We start from the raw sequence: 20519 nt of genomic DNA, 5'->3' as shown, positions 1-20519 counted from the left end.
CCTGCCTCGTTTTCACGTACAGCAACTCATGCGGCAATCAACCTGGCCTCGTAGTCGGAGGGGGGTAAGGTAGTCGATCGAGGTATGCAGGCGTTGCCGATTGTAATAGCGCTCGATCCAATCGACGATATCCAGGCGGGCTTGGGCGCGCGTTTCGCAGTGGTTCTGATAGATTCTCTCGACCTTCAATGTCTTGAAGAAGCTCTCCATCGGCGCGTTGCCCCAGGCTTTGGCACGATGGCTCATTGAGACGTTTATCTTGAACGTCGGCCAGCTTCAGGTACACGCGACTGCCATATTGACTGCCGCGATCGGAGTGCAGTAGCAATCCCGGTGGCAGTTTGCGTTGCCAGCAACCGCTGCGCAACGCCTGGCAGACCAGATCCGCGTTGATCCGCCCTGACATCGACCAGCCGACGACGCGCCGACTGGCCAGATCCAAGATCGCTACCAGATACAGCCAGCCCTCGCCGGTCCTCACGAACGTGATGTCACTTACCCAGGCCTGATTGGGCCGCCAGCCGTCGAAACGCCGATCCAACTGATTCGGCGCCACCGGCAGACGATGCATCGAATCTGTGGTCACCCGATACGGACGCTTGTAGACCGGACGCGGCCCCTGGCGTTGCAGGCTGCGACGCACGCGTTCGGCGCTCACCGGCCGGCCCTGAGCACGCAACTGCCGCACGATACGAGGACGGCCATAGCCGCCGCGACTGGCGCGATGAATGGCGACAACTTCGGCGTCCAGCGCGACATTGGTCTGGGCTCGCCGACTTGACCCCCGACCACGCCACTGGCAATAGCCCAGCGCGACACACCCAGAACCCGGCACAGCCGGCTGACGCTGTAGCGGTGGCGATGCTGATCGATCCACGCATACTTCATCGCGACCCCTTCGCGAAGTATGCCGTTGCCTTTCGAAGGATCTCGATGTCCAGGTTCGCGCTGGCCAATTCCGCGCAGCATGATGACCTCAGCTTCCAGATCGTTGACCGGACGACGGATGGACAGCGGCGCGTTGGCAGCCGGCCCTGTCGCCGTCTCCGTGTTGCCACTGCGCTGATCACTGCACCAGTTTCCCAACGTGTCCACCGGCACGCCCAGCCTTCGAGCGGCCTCATGCTGACCGACGCTCTCGGCTAACCGTACCGCCTCCATCTTGAATTCCTTCGTGTATTGCCTTCTTGGTATCAGATTCTCTGACATGCTTCTCTCCGTACACACAAAAAGAGCCGGAATTTTCCAACTAAAACCGGGACGGAAATTGGGCTAGCCTCAGAGTTATCAAACTTCTTGCTGTACGTGGAATCGAGGCAGGGTCAGACAAATCGGAATGCAAGGCCGTGCAGCCTGAACAGAAATGGTGCTAGCAAGATAATCTTTATTATCACTACAGCGTCATTTTTTTCTCAAACTGGCGAACCCGAAAATGCGCCCGACCTCCGTACCTTCGAGCGATCCGGTCATCAATAGCGTGCCGAACGCCGATGAACTGGCCGCGCCGCCTGTCTGGGATGCCGACACCGCCATTTGTAAGACGGGGAGCGATGTACGCCGGAGTGGATTCGGGGAGAACAGTCGGCCCGTGGCGTGCTCGGCAGGCTTCATTGTCAGGTGGTCAACGTCGCCCGACAGGCGAGGCGGCGCGATCTCTCAAAGGTGCTGACCAACCCAGACGGTGAGCATTTACGGGAAGCGAACGCAATTGCGGACGCAATGCGCGGATTCGGCGAATCGAGAAATCGAGGACTTCTTGTTGCACCGGAACTTTGGTCTTCTTGATGAGGTTTGAGTTCGCGGTGGCGCGCCCCGGAATCGGGGCTTCTCGGAAGCGGCCTTAGCCGGCGCTTTCCTGGAAATACGACGTTTTTCTCTCGTCCATGGCCTCGTCCCGTTTGCCAAATGATCTGGTCTACAGCGCTCAGGTGCTGGATTGCATATATACATTCGGCCTGTTGATGGCACGGTTGTGCCTGGCCCCAATGGAGTTCGCCCGACGACTCCTTCATATATCCACGGCTTCGAGAGCCCTAAGTCTGCGCAGGTTCTGTCGTCGACGGTCCGACCTGTTTGCCACTGAATCAGATCGCTTGTGCAACCAATGAAGAGGTAACGCGACTGCAGCCGTGCAACGATCCCAACGGTCATGCCGGAGGGGCGTATTCCTGACAGCGTGCCAGCAGCACCCAGATCGTTCGGGCTATCTTGTTGGCAAGTGCCACGACGGCAATGTTCGTTCCCCGCCTAGCCTGGACCTCGAGTATCCATTTGGATAGCGCGTCCGTGTGTTTGACGGCCTGATGGACGACTGCTCTGGCGCCATGGACTAGCAGCATCCGCAGGTACCCATTACCGCGCTTCGTGATGCCAAACAGGCGCTCCCTGCCGCCGGAAGAGTGCTGGCGTGGTGTCAGGCCCAACCATGCCGCGAACTGTCGGCCGTTTGAGAACTCCGAGGCACTTCCTGCGGCAGCGATGACGGCGGTCGCGATCATCGGTCCGACACCGCGGATCTTCTCCAGACGCTGACTTGAAGGGGATGCCTTGTGCACTTGATGGATCAGGTCGTCATACCGCGCGATCTGCTTATCGAGTAGTACAAGTCGTTCGTACATATCGCGCATCATTGACCGGGTCAATCCTGAGAGCTCGTTGTGCTCGTCATCGATAATAGCGGGCAATTGCTGCCGTACTTTCAGCGGTGTTTGCGCGATGACCACACCGTATTCAGCCAGCAGGCCTCGTATCTGATTGATCTGCTCGATACGGTCGCGCATCAGGAGGCTGCGGATGCGGTGTGCGGATTGGATAAGCGCCACAACCAGGCACTCATCGCGCTGGCACGGCGACGCTGCGACGTCCTGTTCGCCATGCTGCGCGACGGCACTATTTACCAACCCAAGTCAGCCCCTAACGCTTGACGAACGACATAGGGGCACCCCCCCGAGTTGGCTGCAGTGAAGCATCGCTACCGGGTGCCCGTTCACACAAAACAGACTCAGCCTTAGAAGCGATGCACGATCCCAGCTCCGACTGCGAACATGTTGCGCGAAGAAGACGGGGTGCTTTGAAACCCATCGCCGATGCTGGCGGTGGCATCGATAATCGTATGCCCGTCGGTACTGAGCGTCTTCCCATTCGCGCGCTGATATGCTTGAAGCAGATAAATGCCGGTACGTTTCGACAACGTGTAGTATTCCGACAGATTGAACTGCTGGTATTGTGCGCTACTCGCGATACCGTTCGCCTTCGTCGCCCGCGTGTAGCTATAACCGGTCGCGAAGTCCCACGACACGACCGGCTTCCAGTGCAGCGCGATTCCTCCCGTGTTGAAGATCGCCGCATTGCGGAACGACGAACCGATGCCGGACAGATACTGCACGTTCGAGTAAGTCGCGGTGATATCAAGCTGGCTGCTGAACGTGAAGCCTGCACCAACAGCAAAGCGCTGCTGTGCTTGCGCCGTTTGATAGCCGTTGGTGACTGCGGAAACACCCGCTTGCCCGCCGGCATTCGACGTGGTCGAGTCCGGTCCGAAGGCGCCGCCGCCCAGCGTCGAGTTGTTGATGCGCGAGAAGCCAGCGGCGAGCCCGAATGGCCCGTTTGCATACTGAACCGCTGCAGTCCAGGTCGACCCACGGTTCACGCTACCTGCGACGCCGCCGAGCGAATACGAACCACCAAACTTGAATCCGGCGAGTGTTGGAGAAGTGTACTCGATCGTATTATTCGCGCGATAATCCGTGTCGAGGCCATCCAGGTCTCCTGGGTGTGCACCGTAGAAGCCCGTTAGCCAAGTGGTCGGGCTATATGGAGACAGCAACTGATAATAGGACGCGTATTGGCGGCCGAATGTCAGTGAACCATACGCTGCGTTGGTCAGGCCGACAAACGCCTGTCGGCTGAACATCAGGTTGTTCGTTGCCATTGCCCCCGTGGCACTGTTGAAGCCTTCCTCGAGCTGAAAGATCGCCTTGTTGCCGCCGCCGAGATCCTCGCTCCCCTTGAGTCCGAAGCGGCTGCCTGCCCATACGCCGGAAATCATCTTCACCGAGGAATGGCCATTTGCCGTTGACCCGAGTGTGGCCGTGCTCGACTGGTAGCCGATTCCAGTGTCGACGATCCCGTACAGCGTGACGCTGTTCTGGGCCATTGAATCTGCTGCGGCCAGGGTGGAACCGATCATCAAGCATGCTGCGACCTTCGACCGTGTTTTCATCAAGTCTCCTTCTGTTGTGGAAATCAGGGGCAGCGCGTCCCTGAACTGTGGTCAATTACTTGGGAACCGACATTACTGAATGTTCTCTTTGTCAATCGCGCTCAAGTCCAGGCCTTTGGTCTCGCGCGCGAAGTACAGCATCACCGCCCCGATGATTGCCGCACCAATCGAGAACCCGATGATTCCGTACGCCATCGAGATCGACAGGTGGCGCATCGTCGACAGCGTAATAAACGGCGCTACGCCACCGCCAACTACGCCGAAGTTATAGAGAAACCCGACTCCCGACGCACGCACATCTCGCGGGAGGTTCTCTGTAAGAATCGTGCCCCAGACGCCTGACGATCCGACCAGGAAGAAACCGCTTGAGAAGGCAAATCCCAGTGCCACGACCACGTGGTTGGCCGTCGCGACGAGTCCCGCAACGCACAACGCACCCACACCAATCATCACCGAGATGGCCATGCGTCGACCGAGCCTTTCCGCGATGAACCCGGACGCGATGAAGCCGAAGATTTGACCCACTGCCGATGACATTGCCACGGCACTGACAAACGAGGCGGGGAGGTCAAGCGTACGGAGGTAGGTCGGAAGAAGCGCCTGGAATGGCCAATTGCCGAAGCAAAGGACGAACATCAGCGCCGCGAGATAGGCAACGCGGCCCGGGTAACGCTTGAACAGTTCGGCGACGGGATTCTTCTTTGCGACACGTACCGCACTCGCTTGAGCGTGCTTCCACGCGGCGGACTCCGGGACGAAGAGCACAATGAAAATGCCGAGAATGACGGCGGGCACGAGGCCAATGAAGAACATGCCACGCCAGCCGAACGTCGGGTAAATGAACTGATAGGCGAGTGCGGCGCCGATTGCGCCGACGCCCCATCCGGTATCGAGAATTCCGATACCGATTGCCCGATAGCGCTCCGGCCACGATTCCGCGACCATCGCTGCTCCCAGCGAGAAGCCCGGCGCCATGCCGAAGCCGAGCAAAAGCCGGAAGCTCGCGAGCGACATGAAGTCCCACGACAGGCCGGTGGCGACCGCACCCGCAGTGAACCAAGTCAGCGTGATCAGTAGCGGAATCTTGCGACCGATCTTGTCGCTCAGACCACCGAACGCGAGACCCCCGATCCAGCGAACGCCGTAGGTCGCGAGCAGCAGGAGTGACGCCGTATCGAGCGAAACATTGAAGGTGCGAGCAATATCACGGAGGACGAACGTGATGGCAAGAAAGTCGAGTGCGTCATTGACCCAAACGCCCCATGCGGCGATAAGTACGCGCCATTGTGCGCCGGTGATCTCCCGATACCAGGGCTGCGCGGGCTGTCGATCCAAAGCGATATCCGAGTGCATTGTGTCTCCATCCATAGAACTGAGTACTGCGAAGGCCTGACTCAATGTAACCGGTCTCACGAATGTCATCAACAGATAGCTGAGAGAATTGATGGAATTCAGGGATTACACCTAAATATGCGAATTTATGGTGAAAAGTGGTGCACAATTCGGAGCATGGCCGCTAGTTGTTGGTTGTGAGACCGTTTACAAATTGAGGTTCTGATATGTCTGGGGAAGGGGGTGCGTGCGGAAAAACGTTGGCAGAGCTTCGGTTCTCGCGCGTCGTTGCCGGAATGTGGCGCGTGCTTGATTGGGGGCTGACGACCAAGGAGCTGGCTCGGTTTGTTCGCGAGGCAGTTGAGCTGGGGGTGACGACATTCGACCATGCGGACATCTACGGCCGGGGTGTGGTCGAGGTGCTGTTTGGCCAGGCTCTGGTATCGAGCCCCGGCCTGCGAAAGAAGATGCAGATCGTCGGAAAGGCGGGCATCAGGCTGGCTGGCGCACCCGATGATGTGGCGACAAAGCACTATGACGCGGAGGCGGGGTATCTGCGCAACGCGGTCGACCAATCGCTGAAGCGCCTCCAGACGGACTATCTCGATCTCTTCCTGATACATCGTCCGGACCCGCTGGTTGGCCTCGACGAGATTGCAGGTGCCGCTGAGCACCTGCTCGCATCCGGGAAGATCCGCGCGTTCGGCGTATCGAATTTTTCCGCGCGACAGTTTGATCTACTGCGTGCCACGGTGCCGCTTTGCGTGAATCAGATCGAATTTTCCCCGTTTCAAGTCGGCGCGCTGGGCGATGCAATGTTCGAGACGCTCGCGCAGGCGAACGCGTCTGCAATGGTGTGGTCGCCGTTGGGTGGCGGTCGCCTGTTTTCTGCTGTCGATCCAGTCGCAAAACGCGTCCGCGGGGCGATGAAGGCCATTCAGTTGAAAACCGGTGCGGCGAGCTGGTTGGAGGTCGCATATGCATGGGTCTTCCGGTTGCCGGGCGAACCGTATTTAATCACGGGAAGTCGCAGGCCGGATGCGATGCGCGATGCACTGAACGGTCTCTCTCTCGCGCTCGCGAGAGAGGACTGGTTTGCCATCCTGGAGGCTGCGCGCGGCCGTCCGGTGGACTGAGATTACCGATCGTTTTCGATCAGGGGCGGGGCGGACGACGCACGGATCACGATCTCTGCGTCGCATTCGACACTCGTCGGGCGCCGCTCTCCCGACAGCTCGGTCAGGATCATGCTCGCGGCAGTGCGCCCGATTTCGGCGCTTGGCACGCGGACCGTCGTGATCGGAATCGGCAATTCCGACATGAGCTCGAAGTCGTCGAAGCCGACAAGGCTGAGTTCCCTCGGTATGTCGTAACCGGAGCGAATCGCCTCGAGCATCGCGCCGATGGCGAACGAGCCGTTGCCGCAAATAATGACGGTCGGCGGCTGCGGCGTGTTCATGACTTGCGAGAACAGCTGCCGGCCGACCCCGACGCCCCAGAAGCCTTCGACCATGTGTGCCGCCGATATGCCAAGCCCGCGTTCGGCAAGTGCGTCCCGGACGCCTTCGCGACGCGCCCAGGCCCGATCGTTCGAATCCACGGTTTGAGACAGCATCGCGAAACGACGATGCCCGAGGTCGAGAAGGTAAGTCGTGAAATCGAAGAACGCCTTGTGGTTGTCGACCCCGACGCACAGGTGCTCGCTGCCTTTTCTATACGTAAAGGTATTGACGAAAGGCACGTCTCGCTGATCCAGCAACGGATACAGATCGGGATGGTGCGATTCTCCGACGAGAACGACGGCATCAACGCCGCGCTCGAGCATGTTGCGAACCTGGTTGTACTCGCGATTGACGTCGTATTGTGAGCAACCGAGCAGCAACGTGTAGCCCGCAGACTCGAGCGCCTCCTGAAGCTCCTGAATCGCAGTTGCGAAGTGCTCGTTGGAGACAGTGGGAAATACTGCACCGATGGTGCCCGTACGCTGTGTTGCCAGGGCGCGTGCGGCGGCGTGCGGCACCCAGCCAAGGTGGCTGATTGCCGCCGTGATTCGCGCTCTCAGCTCATCGGAGACCGCCTCCGGGCGATTGATCATGCGCGAGACCGTTGCAGACGAGACGCCGGCAAATTTCGCGACGTCACGCAGGGTGACGCTCGCGGATCGAGGTTTCTTCAACCCCGTCGCGTCTTCAATTGTCGATTTTGCTTTTGCCATGCACGGCCCGGTCGAATGCGCTGTGGGACTCATTATAACGATCTGGAATCCGGGCCGGGCGATGGGTCGCCATCGTTGCCTGGCAAGCGTCAGCTTTTATTGGAAAGCTTCTTCGCCCACTTCATCAGGTGCCGACCGGCTGCCACGACTTCGCCGCGCTGATTGATGACCTCCATGTCTGCGGTGCTACGGCGTTTCTCTTCGTCGATTTCCGCGACGCGGTAGATCACGGTAACCGTATCGCCCAGCAGGACTGGCTTGATGAACCGGATGCGGTCATAGCCCGCCGATACCGGAAATTCATCGATATCGGTGCGATGAATGATGTGCGCAATGCTGATCGTCGACGCTGTCGACATGTAGCCGACGAGCAGCGCACCGTGTGCGATGCGGCGGCCAATGGCCGACTTCTCCTGCATGTACTGCTCGTTGATGTGCGTGTCGCTGAAGTCCCCGGTCAAACCTGCGAACAGGGTCACATCAACTTCGCCGACAGTCTTCGCGAAGCGATATTCGTCGCCGATCTTCACGCCAGTGATGGCCATGTCTTGTCTCCTGGAAACGGTTGATGCAGGTGTGCTGCGGACGGCGCGCCTGCCAGTAGGTTCAACGAGGAAGTGGATGATCCTCGTTGCAATCAATAATACCGGTTACAAATCGTTTTGCACAAGGGTGGATTCATAGTTTTATGGCGGACACCCGGTAAATTGCGCGTCATTAGTGGTTATCCCTTGGATTTACAAAAAAATCCGACCGCTCCTTGAAAGTCAATTTGAGACCGGTTACATTGAGATCGCCCGACCGCGATGTCGGTCCCGAAACAACCAGGTTCCAATCCTCATATGCAACGAATTACTTCAGACGAAGCTGCAGCATTGCTGCGGACGGGCGACTCGGTTCTCATCAGCGGATCGGGTGGTGGCCATGCCGTGCCCGAGGCGTTATTGGCTGCGGTCGAGCAGCGCTTTCTGAGTGAGCAGCAACCGCACGATCTGACGTCGATCAGCGTCGTGGGGATAGGTGATCGGGTGTCGCTCGGCGCCTGCCATCTTGCCCACGACGGGCTCCTGAAGCGTGCTATTACGAGCGCCTTGATCGATTCACCTGGATTGCTCGCAATGGCGGCGCAGGATCGAATCGAGGCTTACACGCTGCCGCAGGGCGTGCTCTCGCAACTGATGAGAGAAATGGCAGGCGGCCGTCCGGGCCTGATCACGAAGACTGGCCTGAACACGTTTGTTGATCCGCGCCAGCAAGGCGCGCGTCAAAGCCCGCGGACGGAAGAGCAACTCGTCGAACTCCTTCACCTTGATGGCGAGGAGTGGCTGAGATTCAAGCCGTTCCCGATCGACGTGGCATTCCTGCGAGGCACGACTGCTGATGAAGACGGCAACGTGACGATGGAGCAGGAAGCTGTGCTCGGGGAAATGATGGCGATGGCGCAAGCGACGCGTCGTGCTGGCGGCATTGTCATCGTTCAGGTGAAGCGAATGGCCCGCAGCGGCACGCTGCCACCCAAGCAAGTCAAGATTCCCGGCATTCTGGTCGATTTTGTCGTGGTCGAGCAGGAACAGCGGCAGACCTATGCGACTGACTACGATCCCAGCTACGCAGGCGAACTGCGCGTGCCGCTCAGCGAGATCAAGGCGCTGCCTTTCGGGCCGCGCAAGGTGATCGTACGGCGTGCGGCGATGGAACTGTATCCGGCGGCGGTCTGCAATCTCGGTGCCGGCATATCCACTGGCCTGTCGACGGTCGCGGCGGAAGAAGGGCTGCTCGACTCGGTCATCCTGACCAACGAGCAGGGTTTGATCGGGGGCGCCCCGATCACCGGACGGGACTCGGGCGGGGCGCAAAACTTCGCGGCCATGATCGAGCAACCATCGCAGTTCGACTTTTACGACGGAGGTGGCCTCGATCTCGCGTTCCTGTCGTTCGCGGAAGTGGACGCGCAAGGTAACGTCAACGTCAGCCGATTCGGCGACAAGATCGTCGGCGTTGGCGGGTTCATCAACATCAGCCAGAACGCCAAGCGCGTCATTTTCAGCGGTACGCTGACTGCCGGTGGTCTCGATGTTCAATGGAACGGCGGTCGCACGACTATCGTGCAGGAAGGGCGGCATCGCAAATTCGTCGGCTCGCTCGAGCAGATCTGCTACAGCGCATCGCTCGCGCACAAGAAGGGCAACACCGCTCTGTTCGTTACCGAGCGCGCGGTGTTCCGTGTCGGCCCGGAAGGACTCGAGTTGATCGAAATCGCGCCTGGCATCGACGTCGAACGTGACGTCTTCGGGCAGATGGATTTCCGGACCCCGATCGCGTCAGATCTGCGCGAGATGGATGGTCGGATTTTTTCATCGGCCTTGATGGGGCTTGCGGGCGAGACTTCGCGCAAGGAGCGCCGTTATCGCTCGCAGCGGGTCGCAGAATGGTATCGGAGCCACGAATGAGCGTCGTCCGGCCAATTACTGGGAAGACGCGGCTGTTTGCGATCGTGGGTGATCCAATCGAACAGGTTCGATCGCCGCAGGTGTACTGCGCGGAATTCGCAAACGCGGGTTTCGATGCGGTACTCGTTCCGCTACATGTCGCGCGGGATGAGATCCACGAAGTGTTGCCCGCATTGCTGAGGTTGCGGAATCTTGACGGCGTGCTGGTCACGTCCCCCTTCAAGGCCGACGCACTGGCGATCGCCGACGACGTGCATCCGCGAGCGCGCCGCGTCGGGGCTGTCAATGCGTTGCGCCGTCACCCGGACGGTCGATGGTTCGGTGACATGTTCGATGGCGAAGGATTTGTTCGTGGAATTCTGGCGAGTGGCCATGTTGTTCGCGGTCGTCGGGCGCTTGTTTTGGGATGCGGCGGCGCTGGAAGCGCGATTGCCGGAGCGTTGATTGACGCCGGGGTTGCCGAGATTACCGTGTCCGATCCCGATAGCGAGCGTGCGTCGAGCGTCGCACGTGCACTCTTGCAGATGTCGGGCGAATGTCGCGTCAACGCGGGTGGTGCTGACGCCTCCGGAAAAGACTTGATCGTCAATGCATCGGTAGTCGGGATGCGCGACACGGATGGAATGCCAGCCGATATCGGCCCGTTGGATGCGCGTGTCCTGGTGGGTGATGTGGTGCTTCGCCCGGAAGATCGGCCGACAGCATTGATCGAGCATGCAAGGAAGTACGGATGCTCGGTCGTCACGGGCATCGATATGCATTCTGGTCAGGTTGATGCAATTCTCGAGTTTTTCGGCATTCGCCTGCCTGCGTAATGATTTTTATGGATGACTGAATATGTCGATCATGGGCTCTGCCGTCGTTCTGATCTGGAATGACGTTGTGGATAGCGGGCGAACCGACTTCTATGAATGGCACAACAAGGAGCACATTCCGGAGCGCCTGTCGATCGAAGGATTTCGGCGTGGACGCCGGTATCGAGGCGCGCATGCGAATCCTGAATGGCTGACGATTTATGAGGCGGCCGATCTTGGTGTGTTGACTGGAGCCGCCTATATGGAACGACTGAACAATCCGACGCCTGCGACGCAGGCTTCCGTCAAGCATTTCCGGAATACCGCTCGATCGCTTTGCCGCATCGAGCACACGAACGGGAAAAGCGACGGCGCGTATGCGGTCACGCTGCAATTGCAAGTCGAGTCAGGCGGACCTGGCGGTCTCGGCGAATTTGTTGCATCGATCCTTTTTCCGAAAATCCTCGCGCGGCCGGATGTCGTTGCGGCCCACCTCTTTTCGGCCGACATCGACGCAAGCAATGTGAAGACCAATGAGGCCCAATATCGTGGGGGCGTGTTCGATGTCCCCGCGCGTGTTGTGCTGGTTGAATGTACGACCGAAGAGGGCGCGCGCATGGCGGCTCAGCAGCTTGCCGAGGCAGATTGGAAGCGCTTCGCAAGTGTGCCCGGCGCTCCTCAGGTCTACACGCTGGAAATCAGCAGGCTTGGCATTGCCTGCTGAATCGGAATCATTTTCACCACAACGGATACTCATCATGAAATTGATACGGTTCGGGAACGTCGGTCAGGAAAAGCCCGGCCTCCTCCACGCGGACGGCAGGATTCGTGACCTGTCGCAGCACGTGAGCGAGTTCGACCCGGCGTTCTTCGCTAACGACGGCATCGCGAAGGTTCGTAGCCTGGATGTGGCTACATTGCCCGTCGTCGACGGACATCCGCGCTATGGCTCCTGCGTCGCGCGACCCGGCAACTTCATTGCTGTCGGCCTGAATTATGTGCAGCACGCGATCGAAACCAATGCGCCCATTCCGGCAGAGCCGATCCTATTCAACAAGGCGCCGTCGTGCATCGTCGGGCCTAACGATCGCGTGTTGTTGCCCGTGAAGTCGATGAAGGCCGATTGGGAAGTCGAGATCGCCCTGGTGATCGGAAAGCGCGCCCATAACGTCGCGGAAGAAGACGCACTCAACTACGTCGCCGGCTACTGCGTCTGCAACGACGTATCGGAACGTGCATTCCAGCTCGAACGTGGTGGTCAGTGGGTAAAGGGAAAAATGGCTCCGACGTTCGGGCCGCTCGGTCCCTGGCTGGTCACGGGCGATGAGATTGGCGACGTCCAGGATTTGCCGCTCTGGCTCGAGCTCAACGGGGAGCGAGTTCAGAATTCGTCGACCTCGGACATGATCTTTCCGATCCGTAAGCTCGTGTCGTATATCAGCGAGTTCGTGATGCTTGAACCGGGTGACGTGATCACGACCGGCACTCCTCCTGGCGTCGGCCTTGGCATGAAGCCGGAGAAATACCTGAAACCCGGCGACGTGATGAAGCTGAGCGTCGAAGGGCTGGGCGTACAAGAGCAGATTGTCGGACGTTGGAGCGACCAATAGACGTCCGCAGAGATCACGTCGAGCCGACCGGATCCATACAAATTCCTGTCGGCTCAGGTGACACACGAAGCAGGAAGACCGTGATTGCCGGCGGATGCGCTCATTTCGTTCGGTAATTGGTCCGCACATCATGTGAGGAGACAGGCAATGAAGACGAAAGAAAAAAAATGGATTCGTGCATCAGTGCTGCTGATGGCAGGTGCTATCTGCGCTTCGGCACATTCTGAGCAGATCGAAGTACTGCACTGGTGGACATCAGGCGGCGAATCGAAGGCGGTTGCAGTTCTGAAGCAAGATGTCGAGAAGCAGGGTGTGACATGGAAAGACTTCGCAGTGGCAGGCGGATCTGGCATGAACGCACTGACCGTCCTGAAGACGAACGTCGTGGCAGGTCACCCGCCGTCGGCTGCGCAACTCAAGGGCCCGTCGATTCACGACTGGGCGGAGCAAGACGTTCTGGTGAATATCGACGGTGCGGCCCAAGGCTGGGACGCCCTGATTCCGGCCCAGGTTGGCCAATATCTGAAGTACAAGGGCCACTATGTAGCGGTGCCCGTCGAGATTCACAGAATGAACTGGCTTTACATCAACAAGGCGGTTCTCGACAAGGTCGGCGGCACCGCGCCGACTACGTGGCCGGAATTCTTCGCGCTCGCCGACAAAATGAAGGCCGCCGGCTATATTCCGGTCGCACATGGTGGTCAGCCCTGGCAGGACGTCAACCTGTGGGAGGGCGTGGTTCTGTCGCAGGGCGCAGACTTCTATAAGAAGGCGCTGGTCGATCTCGATCAGAAAGCGCTGACATCCGACAAGATGGTTCAGGTATTCGACACAGTGCGGAAGATCGGCACTTATTTCGACAACGGCACGACCGGCCGTGACTGGAACCTGGCCACGATGATGGTGATCAACGGCAAGGCGGGCATGCAGTTCATGGCCGACTGGGCAAAGGGCGAGTTCGCGCGCGCCGGCAAGGTACCCGGAAAGGACTATGTCTGCGTGCCGCGGCCCGGCACGATGGGCAGCTTCATGTTCAACTCCGATTCGCTCGCATTCTTCGCGCAGAACGGACAGTTGAATGCAACGCCGGGTCAGCTGGTGCTCGCACGCGCAGTGATGGACCCGGCGTTCCAGGAGCAGTTCAGCCTGTACAAGGGATCCATCCCGGCTCGCAAGGGTATCCCGATGGATAAATTCGACGACTGCGCGAAGCGCTCGTATGCCGACGAGCAGGCTGCAATCAAGGCCAACACGATCGTGCCGTCCCTTGCCCAGGGCATGGCTCAAAGCGAGGCGGTAGCTGGCGCCGTCACCGACGTCGTGACGAAATTCATGCACTCGAATCAGGACTCCAGGAGCGCCGTGCAAGCGCTCGCATCAGCGGCGAAAGTCAAATAACGGTATGGCGGGCACCGCCAGTTTCGCGGTGTCCGCCTGCCGATTCACGAGTTGGAGATAGTGTGGGTACGGTGCAAAATTCCACAGGTCGCGCACGCATTACCGCGCTGCGGTCATCGATATTCGGCGCTTACGCCGACCTGCTAGTTCCCAAGTTCGTCCTTGCCCCGAGCGTTGTGTTGAGCCTGGTTTTCGTTTATGGCTTCATCGGTCTGACGGGCTGGATATCGCTGACAAGCAGCCGTCTGTTGCCGCGCTATGCGTTCGCAGGATTCGGACGCTACGACGAACTTTTCCACAACGACGTTTGGTGGACGTCGGCAGCCAACCTTGCATGGTTTGGCATCCCTTTCATTGCGATTTGCGTGATCGCTGGGCTACTTCTCGCTATTCTTCTCGATCAGAGAATTCGGTTGGAAGGCGCATTGCGTGCGATCTATCTGTATCCGATGGCGCTGTCGTCAATCGTCGCGGGCACCGCATGGCAATGGATCATGAATCCGGGAACAGGGCTTGAAAAAGTGCTCGTGGATCTGGGCATCCTGGGGGCGCACTTCAACTGGCTGTCGGATCCGGACAAAGCAATCTTCTGTGTGGTCGCTGCGGCGGCGTGGCAGTCCGCCGGTTTCTCCGCTGCGCTATTTCTCGCCGGGTTGCGTGGCGTCGATGGTGAAATATTCAAAGCGGCACAAGTGGACGGGGCGACACTGCCGATGATCTACCGGCGCATCATCATTCCCGGAATGAGACCGGTATTTTTCTCGGTGCTGCTGATTCTGAGCCACATCACGATCAAGACATTCGATCTGGTGGTCGCTTTGACCGCTGGCGGGCCGGGTACGTCATCGTCGCTTCCGGCAATTTTCATGTACACGTTTTCGTTTAACCGAGGCCAACTTGGCGTCGGTGCAGCTTCATCGATGATGATGCTCGCTACCGTTGTCACGGTGCTCGTTCCGTTGATGTATATGGAATCCAGGAGCGCTCGAAATGAACGGTAAAGCACGTATTAGTCGTGGGCTTCTGTACGCGGTCCTCATCCTGTTCGCGCTGTATTTCCTGGTTCCGATGTATGTCATGTTGACGACATCGTTCAAGGACGTTGAGCAATTGCGTACCAGTAACTTGTTAACGTTACCAGCGCATCCTACGTTTGCGCCGTGGATAAAGGCGTGGAGCGAGGCATGCACCGGCGTGCGTTGCGAAGGCATGCAACCGTTCTTCATGAACTCCGTAAAGATGGTGATCCCGGCGGTGCTTTTATCGACGATGTTTGGCGCGTTCAACGGCTATGTGCTGACCCAGTGGCGATTCCGCGGTGCCGACGCGATCTTCACCATGCTGATGGTCGGGTGCTTTATCCCATTTCAGGCGATCCTGTTGCCAATGGCCAGGCTCGAGGGAATGCTTGGCATCTCGAACACGACCACTGGTCTGGTAGCCGCACACGTGATCTACGGCATCGCGTTCACTACGCTGTTCTTCCGCAACTTTTACGTGTCGATATCACCCGAGCTCGTGCGTGCAGCTCGAATCGACGGGGCTGGGTTTTTCGCAATTTTCGCGAAGATCCTGGTGCCGGTATCGCTTCCGATTCTGATGGTGTGCCTCATCTGGCAGTTCACGCAAATTTGGAATGATTTTTTGTTCGGGGTGGTTTTTGCCGGCGCGGACTCGATGCCGATCACGGTTGCGCTGAACAACCTCGTCAACACGTCGGAAGGAACGAAGGAATACAACGTCGATATGGCAGCAGCAATCATCGCGGCTCTTCCGACGCTTCTCATATATGTTGTCGCAGGCCGCTATTTTGTTCGCGGGCTCACCGCGGGTGCCGTGAAAGGTTAGGGGGAGCAATGGCAAGTCTAAATATCCAGAACGTTTGCAAGAACTACGCGAACGGTGTCCCTGTACTAAAGGGTGTGAATATCGATATCGCCGACGGCGAATTTCTGATTCTGGTCGGTGGATCCGGCTGCGGGAAGTCGACGTTGCTGAACATGATCGCGGGTCTCGAAACCGTCACAAGCGGAGATGTGCTGATCGGCGGAAGGCGGGTCAACGATCTCCCGCCGAAGGATCGGGACATCGCGATGGTGTTCCAGTCGTACGCGCTCTATCCGTCGATGACAGTGCGCGAAAACATTTCGTTCGGCCTGAACATCCGGAAGGTTCCGAAATCGGAACAGAAACAGATCGTCGAACGGGTGGGCTCGATGCTGCAAATCGAGCACCTTTTTGACCGCAAGCCCGGTCAACTCTCAGGTGGTCAGCGGCAGCGCGTTGCGATGGGCAGGGCGCTCGCACGCGATCCGTCGCTCTTCCTGTTCGACGAGCCCTTGTCAAACCTTGACGCGAAATTGCGAATCGAAATGCGTTCGGAAATCAAGATGATGCACCAGCGCATGGGTACGACGATCGTTTATGTGACGCACGATCAGATCGAGGCAATGACACTTGGCGATCGTATTGCGGTGCTGAAGGATGGCGTTGTTCAGCAATTCGGTACGCCGCAGCAGATTTACGACTCGCCGGCAAACATGTTCGTAGCCGGATTCATCGGTGCACCACCGATGAACTTCATTTCCGGCAAGCTCGTCGAGCAAGGTGGCGGGGTGGGAATTGAATACGAAACCGGCATCGACAGAGGGGTCCTCACTTTGCCCTTCAGGCAAGAGGCGCTGCGCAGTTCCCTGGGTAAAGGTGTGATCCTGGGCTTGCGGCCGGAGCGGATTACGGATGTTCGCAATGCACATGAACGCGCGGAGAATCTTCAACGCGTGTCGGTAAGCGTCGACGTCGTGGAGCCGACGGGGCCAGATACATTGGTGTTCAGCCAGGTCAATGGAAAGCGCGTCATCAGTCGCGTGCATCCGGCGGCGAATCCGATGCCACTTTCGAAAATGGACCTTCTGTTTGATGTTTCCAAATCTGTCCTGTTCGACCGGGAGTCTGAAATGCGTGTTGCTTGATTATTGATTATTGACAATAAAATACAAAATTAGAATCACGAAGAGTCTAATGCTGTGAATGCGCTTAGAGCGCCTGAATATAAAATACATCTATTATCGATGCATATCAGGTATGAAATGAATAAAAATGATTTTCCTTTTGTTGGCTATTTGAAGCGGTTTTGGTGCGGAGAGGAGACGACGTAATCGCCGCCCAAAGAATACTTTTCTTAGGAGGAGAACATGGTTCGCAAACTGGTATTTGATTTCCGAGTAGAATCATCCGTAGTCCTAGCAATTTTGATGTCAGCCACTATTGCAGGATGCGGGGGATCAGGGCCGACTTCGGACCCAACGATTGTAGGTACACAACTTGGTTTCGTGAAAGGTGCAGCTAACGCCGACACGGTAACCTTTATGGGAATCCCATACGCGCAGCCACCTGTTGGAGACCTCCGGTTCAAGGCGCCTGTTCCTGCAGAGAAATGGCAAGGAATTTATGATGCCACCCATGCAAAGTCGAAATGCATACAAGGCTCGGCTACAGCCGTGGTCGGATCTGAAGATTGCTTATATCTAAACTTGTATAAGCCATCTAACGCTTCGGCAGACGCGAAGCTCCCGGTCTTGGTATGGTTTTATGGTGGCGGATTCAATAACGGTTCTGGCTCGGGATATGACGGTAGTGCTTTGGCTGCCCAACAAAATGTCATCGTTGTTACGTTAAACTATAGGCTCCGCGCTTTCGGATTCCTTGCTCATCCAGCTCTATCTGCGGAAGCCAACGGTCATTCTGGAAATTACGGAATCCTCGATCAGCAACAAGCATTGCAATGGGTTCGAAGCAACATATCGGCTTTTGGGGGAGACAAAGCTAACGTGACGATCTTCGGCCAGTCGGCAGGGGGCACATCCGTGATGACGCAACTGGCGTCGCCTCTGGCGTCAAGCTTGTTTGATAAAGCCGCAGCGTTTAGTGCCGACTACGTACGGCTTGACCCAACACTGCAGACGGCAGAGGCAAACGGCGTCGCTACCTCTGCATCCCTTGGATGTTCCGGGACAGGATCGGATGCTGCAAAATGTCTCCGATCATTGCCTGTGTCGACACTGATAAAGGCAACACCGGGAACTGTGTCTTCGGGAGGTGGCGCTTGGAATCCGGTTATTGATAACTACGTGCTCAATGAAAGTACAACCACTGCGTTTTCCGGTGGACGATTCAACAAGGTTCCATTCATGGATGGTTCGGTGCATGATGAAGGGACAATCGCAGTTGCCTCAGGTTTTGACAAGTTGCATAATCCAATTACAATGGCGGACTATGGATCTACAATCGAATCGATCCTTCTCGCACCGTCTGCTCAGGTATTGTCGCTTTATCCCGCGGCAAATTACTTTAGTCCAGGTCGCGCATTCGCGGCAGCCTACACTGACAGTCGTTTTATTTGTGCCACGATGCAAGATGCGGGCTACATAGCTAACTCTGGTTCAAAGGTATTTGTCTATGAGTTTGACGAAGATAGTCCTAGCAATTTCGTGCCAGACTCGACTGGATATCCGCCGGCGATTTACCCAACGATGGGCCCGTGGGGTGATTATCACTCTTCCGATTTGGCCTCGTGGTGGGGCATCATTCCTGCATCAGACTTGACGGTCTCACGAGCGAACATTTCCAAAAATATGATGACATATCTCGGGAACTTTGCTAAGAATGGTGACCCGAATGGTGCTGGATTGCCCACATGGTCGAGTTTTTCATCCACTTCCCGCAACGTCATGAGCTTTGCTGATCCAATCAATCCCAACTACGACGCGGTGACTGCCCATCATTGTGATTACTGGTACACGGTGCCACCTTCGCCGCGACTTGCGATCTATTGATTAACATGACTAATTAATTATCGAGATATCGATGTCGCGAAACACATAGCATTTTGTGAATGGTGGATTAATTGCAGGGCGACCTTGTTTAGATCGCCTTGCAAGTATGCTTGGACTAAAATCGCGTCATGGTCAGCAACAATGTTGTCCGTCACAGTGCGCCGCATATTCCCTCTCAAACCCCACTAGACATCATGTATAGACCTGCCGAACCTCAAGGTACGCGGATTAAGCTTGAGGTCGGTTGCACCGCGGCTCAGAGCCGCATTGAGGGGGCAGGTCATGAACAAGTTTAGCAAGTACGTGGGCCTGGAAGTACATTAGGAAACGATTGCCGTGGCGGTCGCCGACACGGGCGGCGAGGTCCGTTATATAGGCGAGATCGTGAACACACCCGAGGCTATCGCGAAAGTGGTGGCACGCCTCAAGCGCGGCACGGGGCGGCTGGCGTTCTGCTACGAAGCCGGACCCTGCGGCTACACAATTTGCCGACAGCTGCGCGAGCTCAAGCAGGATTGCCAGGTGGTGGCGCCGTCGCTGATTCCGAAGAAGCCGGGCGAACGGGTGAAGACCGACCGGCGCGATGCCCTGAGTCTGGCGCGCCTGCATCGAGCCGGCGAATTGAGCCCGGTATGGATTCCTGATGAAGTACAGGAGGCCGTGCGCGATCTGACTCGAGCGCGTGAGGACATGTGTTGGCGCTCACAGTTTCTGGGAGTGGACGAAAAGTGGGGGAGTATACGGTTCAGCATCGAACGGCCTCGCGGGATCTGAAATGCGAAAAGCGCTTCAAGAAACAGTGCTCCAATCTGCCGTCGAGCAACTCGACGCGAGTCTGCAGCAAATAGTGAGCGCCTTCATCGACCAACGCATCTGTTGTCGCTTTGATAGTCGTCGGTTGATTAGGTGATTCATCACTGATTCCGCCGACGCTGACGATACTCGGCGTCCCTCCATACGGGCTCGCTGATAGTCGACAAGGTCCCGTTGGTTGTTTTCCAGGAATGCGCGCAAGCGGTTAGCCGCGTGATAAGCGATCTTACCCCTATAGCATGATGTCTGCGCCAAACTGGCGGGTATGAAAACGCTGCTGTCCTCGACTGACCTCGACACCCGCGAACGAAGCGGATCTGGTCGCTTTCCCTGACGGCGATGAACTCGCGGTGCTGCGCGCCCGGTACGCCGGCACGCCCGTTCGCAAAACGGTTGGACGCTACCTGCCGGACCGTGTCGGAGCAGAGCGGTCGGTGCGCGGCATCGTGGGCGGGATCCGCCGACCGCTGGTGAAGATCGGGCGGCAGGCCGGTCGGATCTGACCGTCGCGTTCACCTATCAGGACGGGGAGCGTTTACGGGGGGCGAGGGCCATTGTCGACGCGATCGAGGTGCTGCGGCATGCACGCGTGCTGACACCCCAGATGAGCGACGACATTGGAAGGTGGTTGCCGGCAAGAGCCGTTGCGACCCTGCGTGCGCACGGCATCGCAACCTTGGCGGACCTCACGGTACGGGGGGATGAACAAGGGACGCTGTTATGCGCTGCAGCGCATAATTACCATTAGGCACAGTTCCCGGTTATGCCCAGCTCGCGACGGGTTGAGTTCTGCGGTGACCGTGGAGTGTCGCTCAGAGCCGGCCGACGCCTGAAACGTCTTCGCATAATC

16 protein-coding genes and 3 pseudogenes are annotated in these 20519 nt (G+C 57.7%); 12 read left to right on the top strand and 7 right to left on the bottom strand.

The window, feature by feature from the left end:
* Positions 1-26: 26 nt before the first annotated feature.
* From ACV229_RS26830 to ACV229_RS26815, 4 genes and pseudogenes are all read right to left on the bottom strand, one after another.
* Positions 27-1209: pseudogene (locus ACV229_RS26830) on the bottom strand (IS3 family transposase).
* Positions 1210-2147: 938 nt separating this feature from the next.
* Entirely contained in the window at positions 2148-2780 is a 633-nt protein-coding gene (locus ACV229_RS26825) for an IS110 family transposase (RefSeq protein WP_448086131.1), read from the bottom strand.
* Between the two features lie 227 nt (positions 2781-3007).
* On the bottom strand, positions 3008-4189 hold the full coding sequence (locus ACV229_RS26820) for a porin (RefSeq protein ID WP_448086200.1): 1182 nt from the start codon (positions 4187-4189) through the stop codon (positions 3008-3010).
* Positions 4190-4294: 105 nt separating this feature from the next.
* Positions 4295-5575: an MFS transporter gene (locus tag ACV229_RS26815; protein ID WP_448086130.1), complete on the bottom strand. Its 1281-nt coding sequence runs from the start codon at positions 5573-5575 to the stop codon at positions 4295-4297.
* Positions 5576-5814: 239 nt separating this feature from the next.
* On the opposite strand from ACV229_RS26815, the gene ACV229_RS26810 reads away from it, so the two are divergent.
* Positions 5815-6690: an aldo/keto reductase gene (locus tag ACV229_RS26810; protein ID WP_448086129.1), complete on the top strand. Its 876-nt coding sequence runs from the start codon at positions 5815-5817 to the stop codon at positions 6688-6690.
* A 2-nt stretch (positions 6691-6692) separates the two neighbouring features.
* Here ACV229_RS26810 and ACV229_RS26805 read toward each other — a convergent pair whose 3' ends face one another.
* Together ACV229_RS26805 and ACV229_RS26800 are read right to left on the bottom strand one after the other, a co-directional pair.
* Positions 6693-7769 (bottom strand): LacI family DNA-binding transcriptional regulator, encoded by a 1077-nt coding sequence (locus tag ACV229_RS26805; RefSeq protein ID WP_448086128.1) that lies wholly within the window; start codon positions 7767-7769, stop codon positions 6693-6695.
* Positions 7770-7858: 89 nt separating this feature from the next.
* Complete coding sequence (locus tag ACV229_RS26800) at positions 7859-8314, bottom strand: MaoC family dehydratase (protein WP_448086127.1); 456 nt, start codon at positions 8312-8314, stop codon at positions 7859-7861.
* Positions 8315-8611: 297 nt separating this feature from the next.
* On the opposite strand from ACV229_RS26800, the gene ACV229_RS26795 reads away from it, so the two are divergent.
* The 10 genes and pseudogenes from ACV229_RS26795 to ACV229_RS26750 form a co-directional block, all read left to right on the top strand.
* Positions 8612-10219, top strand: a complete 1608-nt coding sequence (locus ACV229_RS26795) for an acyl CoA:acetate/3-ketoacid CoA transferase (protein WP_448086126.1) — start codon at positions 8612-8614, stop codon at positions 10217-10219.
* Complete coding sequence (locus ACV229_RS26790; RefSeq protein ID WP_448086125.1) at positions 10216-11034, top strand: shikimate dehydrogenase family protein; 819 nt, start codon at positions 10216-10218, stop codon at positions 11032-11034. The genes ACV229_RS26795 and ACV229_RS26790 overlap by 4 nt, the downstream gene beginning before the upstream one ends.
* A 22-nt stretch (positions 11035-11056) precedes the next feature.
* Positions 11057-11737 (top strand): hypothetical protein, encoded by a 681-nt coding sequence (locus ACV229_RS26785; RefSeq protein ID WP_448086124.1) that lies wholly within the window; start codon positions 11057-11059, stop codon positions 11735-11737.
* A 34-nt stretch (positions 11738-11771) separates the two neighbouring features.
* A complete protein-coding gene (locus tag ACV229_RS26780; RefSeq protein WP_448086123.1) occupies positions 11772-12623 on the top strand; it encodes a fumarylacetoacetate hydrolase family protein in 852 nt (283 codons plus the stop codon).
* Between the two features lie 147 nt (positions 12624-12770).
* Positions 12771-14021, top strand: a complete 1251-nt coding sequence (locus ACV229_RS26775) for an ABC transporter substrate-binding protein (protein ID WP_448086122.1) — start codon at positions 12771-12773, stop codon at positions 14019-14021.
* A 71-nt stretch (positions 14022-14092) separates the two neighbouring features.
* Positions 14093-15022, top strand: coding sequence for a carbohydrate ABC transporter permease (locus ACV229_RS26770; RefSeq protein ID WP_448086199.1), 930 nt, complete (start codon positions 14093-14095; stop codon positions 15020-15022).
* Positions 15012-15869: a carbohydrate ABC transporter permease gene (locus ACV229_RS26765; protein WP_448086121.1), complete on the top strand. Its 858-nt coding sequence runs from the start codon at positions 15012-15014 to the stop codon at positions 15867-15869. The genes ACV229_RS26770 and ACV229_RS26765 overlap by 11 nt, the downstream gene beginning before the upstream one ends.
* Positions 15870-15877: 8 nt before the next feature.
* A complete protein-coding gene (locus ACV229_RS26760) occupies positions 15878-16993 on the top strand; it encodes an ABC transporter ATP-binding protein (RefSeq protein ID WP_448086120.1) in 1116 nt (371 codons plus the stop codon).
* A gap of 222 nt (positions 16994-17215) precedes the next feature.
* Entirely contained in the window at positions 17216-18856 is a 1641-nt protein-coding gene (locus tag ACV229_RS26755; protein WP_448086119.1) for a carboxylesterase/lipase family protein, read from the top strand.
* A gap of 330 nt (positions 18857-19186) precedes the next feature.
* Positions 19187-19549 (top strand): annotated as a pseudogene (locus ACV229_RS26750) (IS110 family transposase); the annotation flags it as partial.
* Between the two features lie 52 nt (positions 19550-19601).
* Here the strand turns inward: ACV229_RS26750 and ACV229_RS26745 are convergent.
* Positions 19602-19891, bottom strand: a pseudogene (locus ACV229_RS26745) (ISKra4-like element ISBugl3 family transposase); the annotation flags it as partial.
* A 382-nt stretch (positions 19892-20273) separates the two neighbouring features.
* Between ACV229_RS26745 and ACV229_RS26740 the strand changes: the two are divergent.
* Entirely contained in the window at positions 20274-20417 is a 144-nt protein-coding gene (locus ACV229_RS26740; protein ID WP_448086118.1) for a hypothetical protein, read from the top strand.
* Positions 20418-20519 lie beyond the last annotated feature (102 nt).

Source organism: Burkholderia sp. MR1-5-21, from assembly GCF_053427715.1.
Note: the sequence above shows the minus strand (reverse complement) of the source record. Positions and strands in the feature narration are given on the sequence as shown.

Bases quoted from the DNA above. Each gene is read 5' to 3' on its own strand.
- ACV229_RS26825 (WP_448086131.1), bottom strand. From the start codon at position 2,780: ATGCGCGACCGTATCGAGCAGATCAATCAGATACGAGGCCTGCTGGCT.
- ACV229_RS26820 (WP_448086200.1), bottom strand. From the start codon at position 4,189: ATGATCGGTTCCACCCTGGCCGCAGCAGATTCAATGGCCCAGAACAGC.
- ACV229_RS26815 (WP_448086130.1), bottom strand. From the start codon at position 5,575: ATGCACTCGGATATCGCTTTGGATCGACAGCCCGCGCAGCCCTGGTAT.
- ACV229_RS26805 (WP_448086128.1), bottom strand. From the start codon at position 7,769: ATGGCAAAAGCAAAATCGACAATTGAAGACGCGACGGGGTTGAAGAAA.
- ACV229_RS26800 (WP_448086127.1), bottom strand. From the start codon at position 8,314: ATGGCCATCACTGGCGTGAAGATCGGCGACGAATATCGCTTCGCGAAG.
- ACV229_RS26795 (WP_448086126.1), top strand. From the start codon at position 8,612: ATGCAACGAATTACTTCAGACGAAGCTGCAGCATTGCTGCGGACGGGC.
- ACV229_RS26790 (WP_448086125.1), top strand. From the start codon at position 10,216: ATGAGCGTCGTCCGGCCAATTACTGGGAAGACGCGGCTGTTTGCGATC.
- ACV229_RS26785 (WP_448086124.1), top strand. From the start codon at position 11,057: ATGTCGATCATGGGCTCTGCCGTCGTTCTGATCTGGAATGACGTTGTG.
- ACV229_RS26780 (WP_448086123.1), top strand. From the start codon at position 11,772: ATGAAATTGATACGGTTCGGGAACGTCGGTCAGGAAAAGCCCGGCCTC.
- ACV229_RS26775 (WP_448086122.1), top strand. From the start codon at position 12,771: ATGAAGACGAAAGAAAAAAAATGGATTCGTGCATCAGTGCTGCTGATG.
- ACV229_RS26765 (WP_448086121.1), top strand. From the start codon at position 15,012: ATGAACGGTAAAGCACGTATTAGTCGTGGGCTTCTGTACGCGGTCCTC.
- ACV229_RS26760 (WP_448086120.1), top strand. From the start codon at position 15,878: ATGGCAAGTCTAAATATCCAGAACGTTTGCAAGAACTACGCGAACGGT.
- ACV229_RS26755 (WP_448086119.1), top strand. From the start codon at position 17,216: ATGGTTCGCAAACTGGTATTTGATTTCCGAGTAGAATCATCCGTAGTC.
- ACV229_RS26740 (WP_448086118.1), top strand. From the start codon at position 20,274: ATGAGCGACGACATTGGAAGGTGGTTGCCGGCAAGAGCCGTTGCGACC.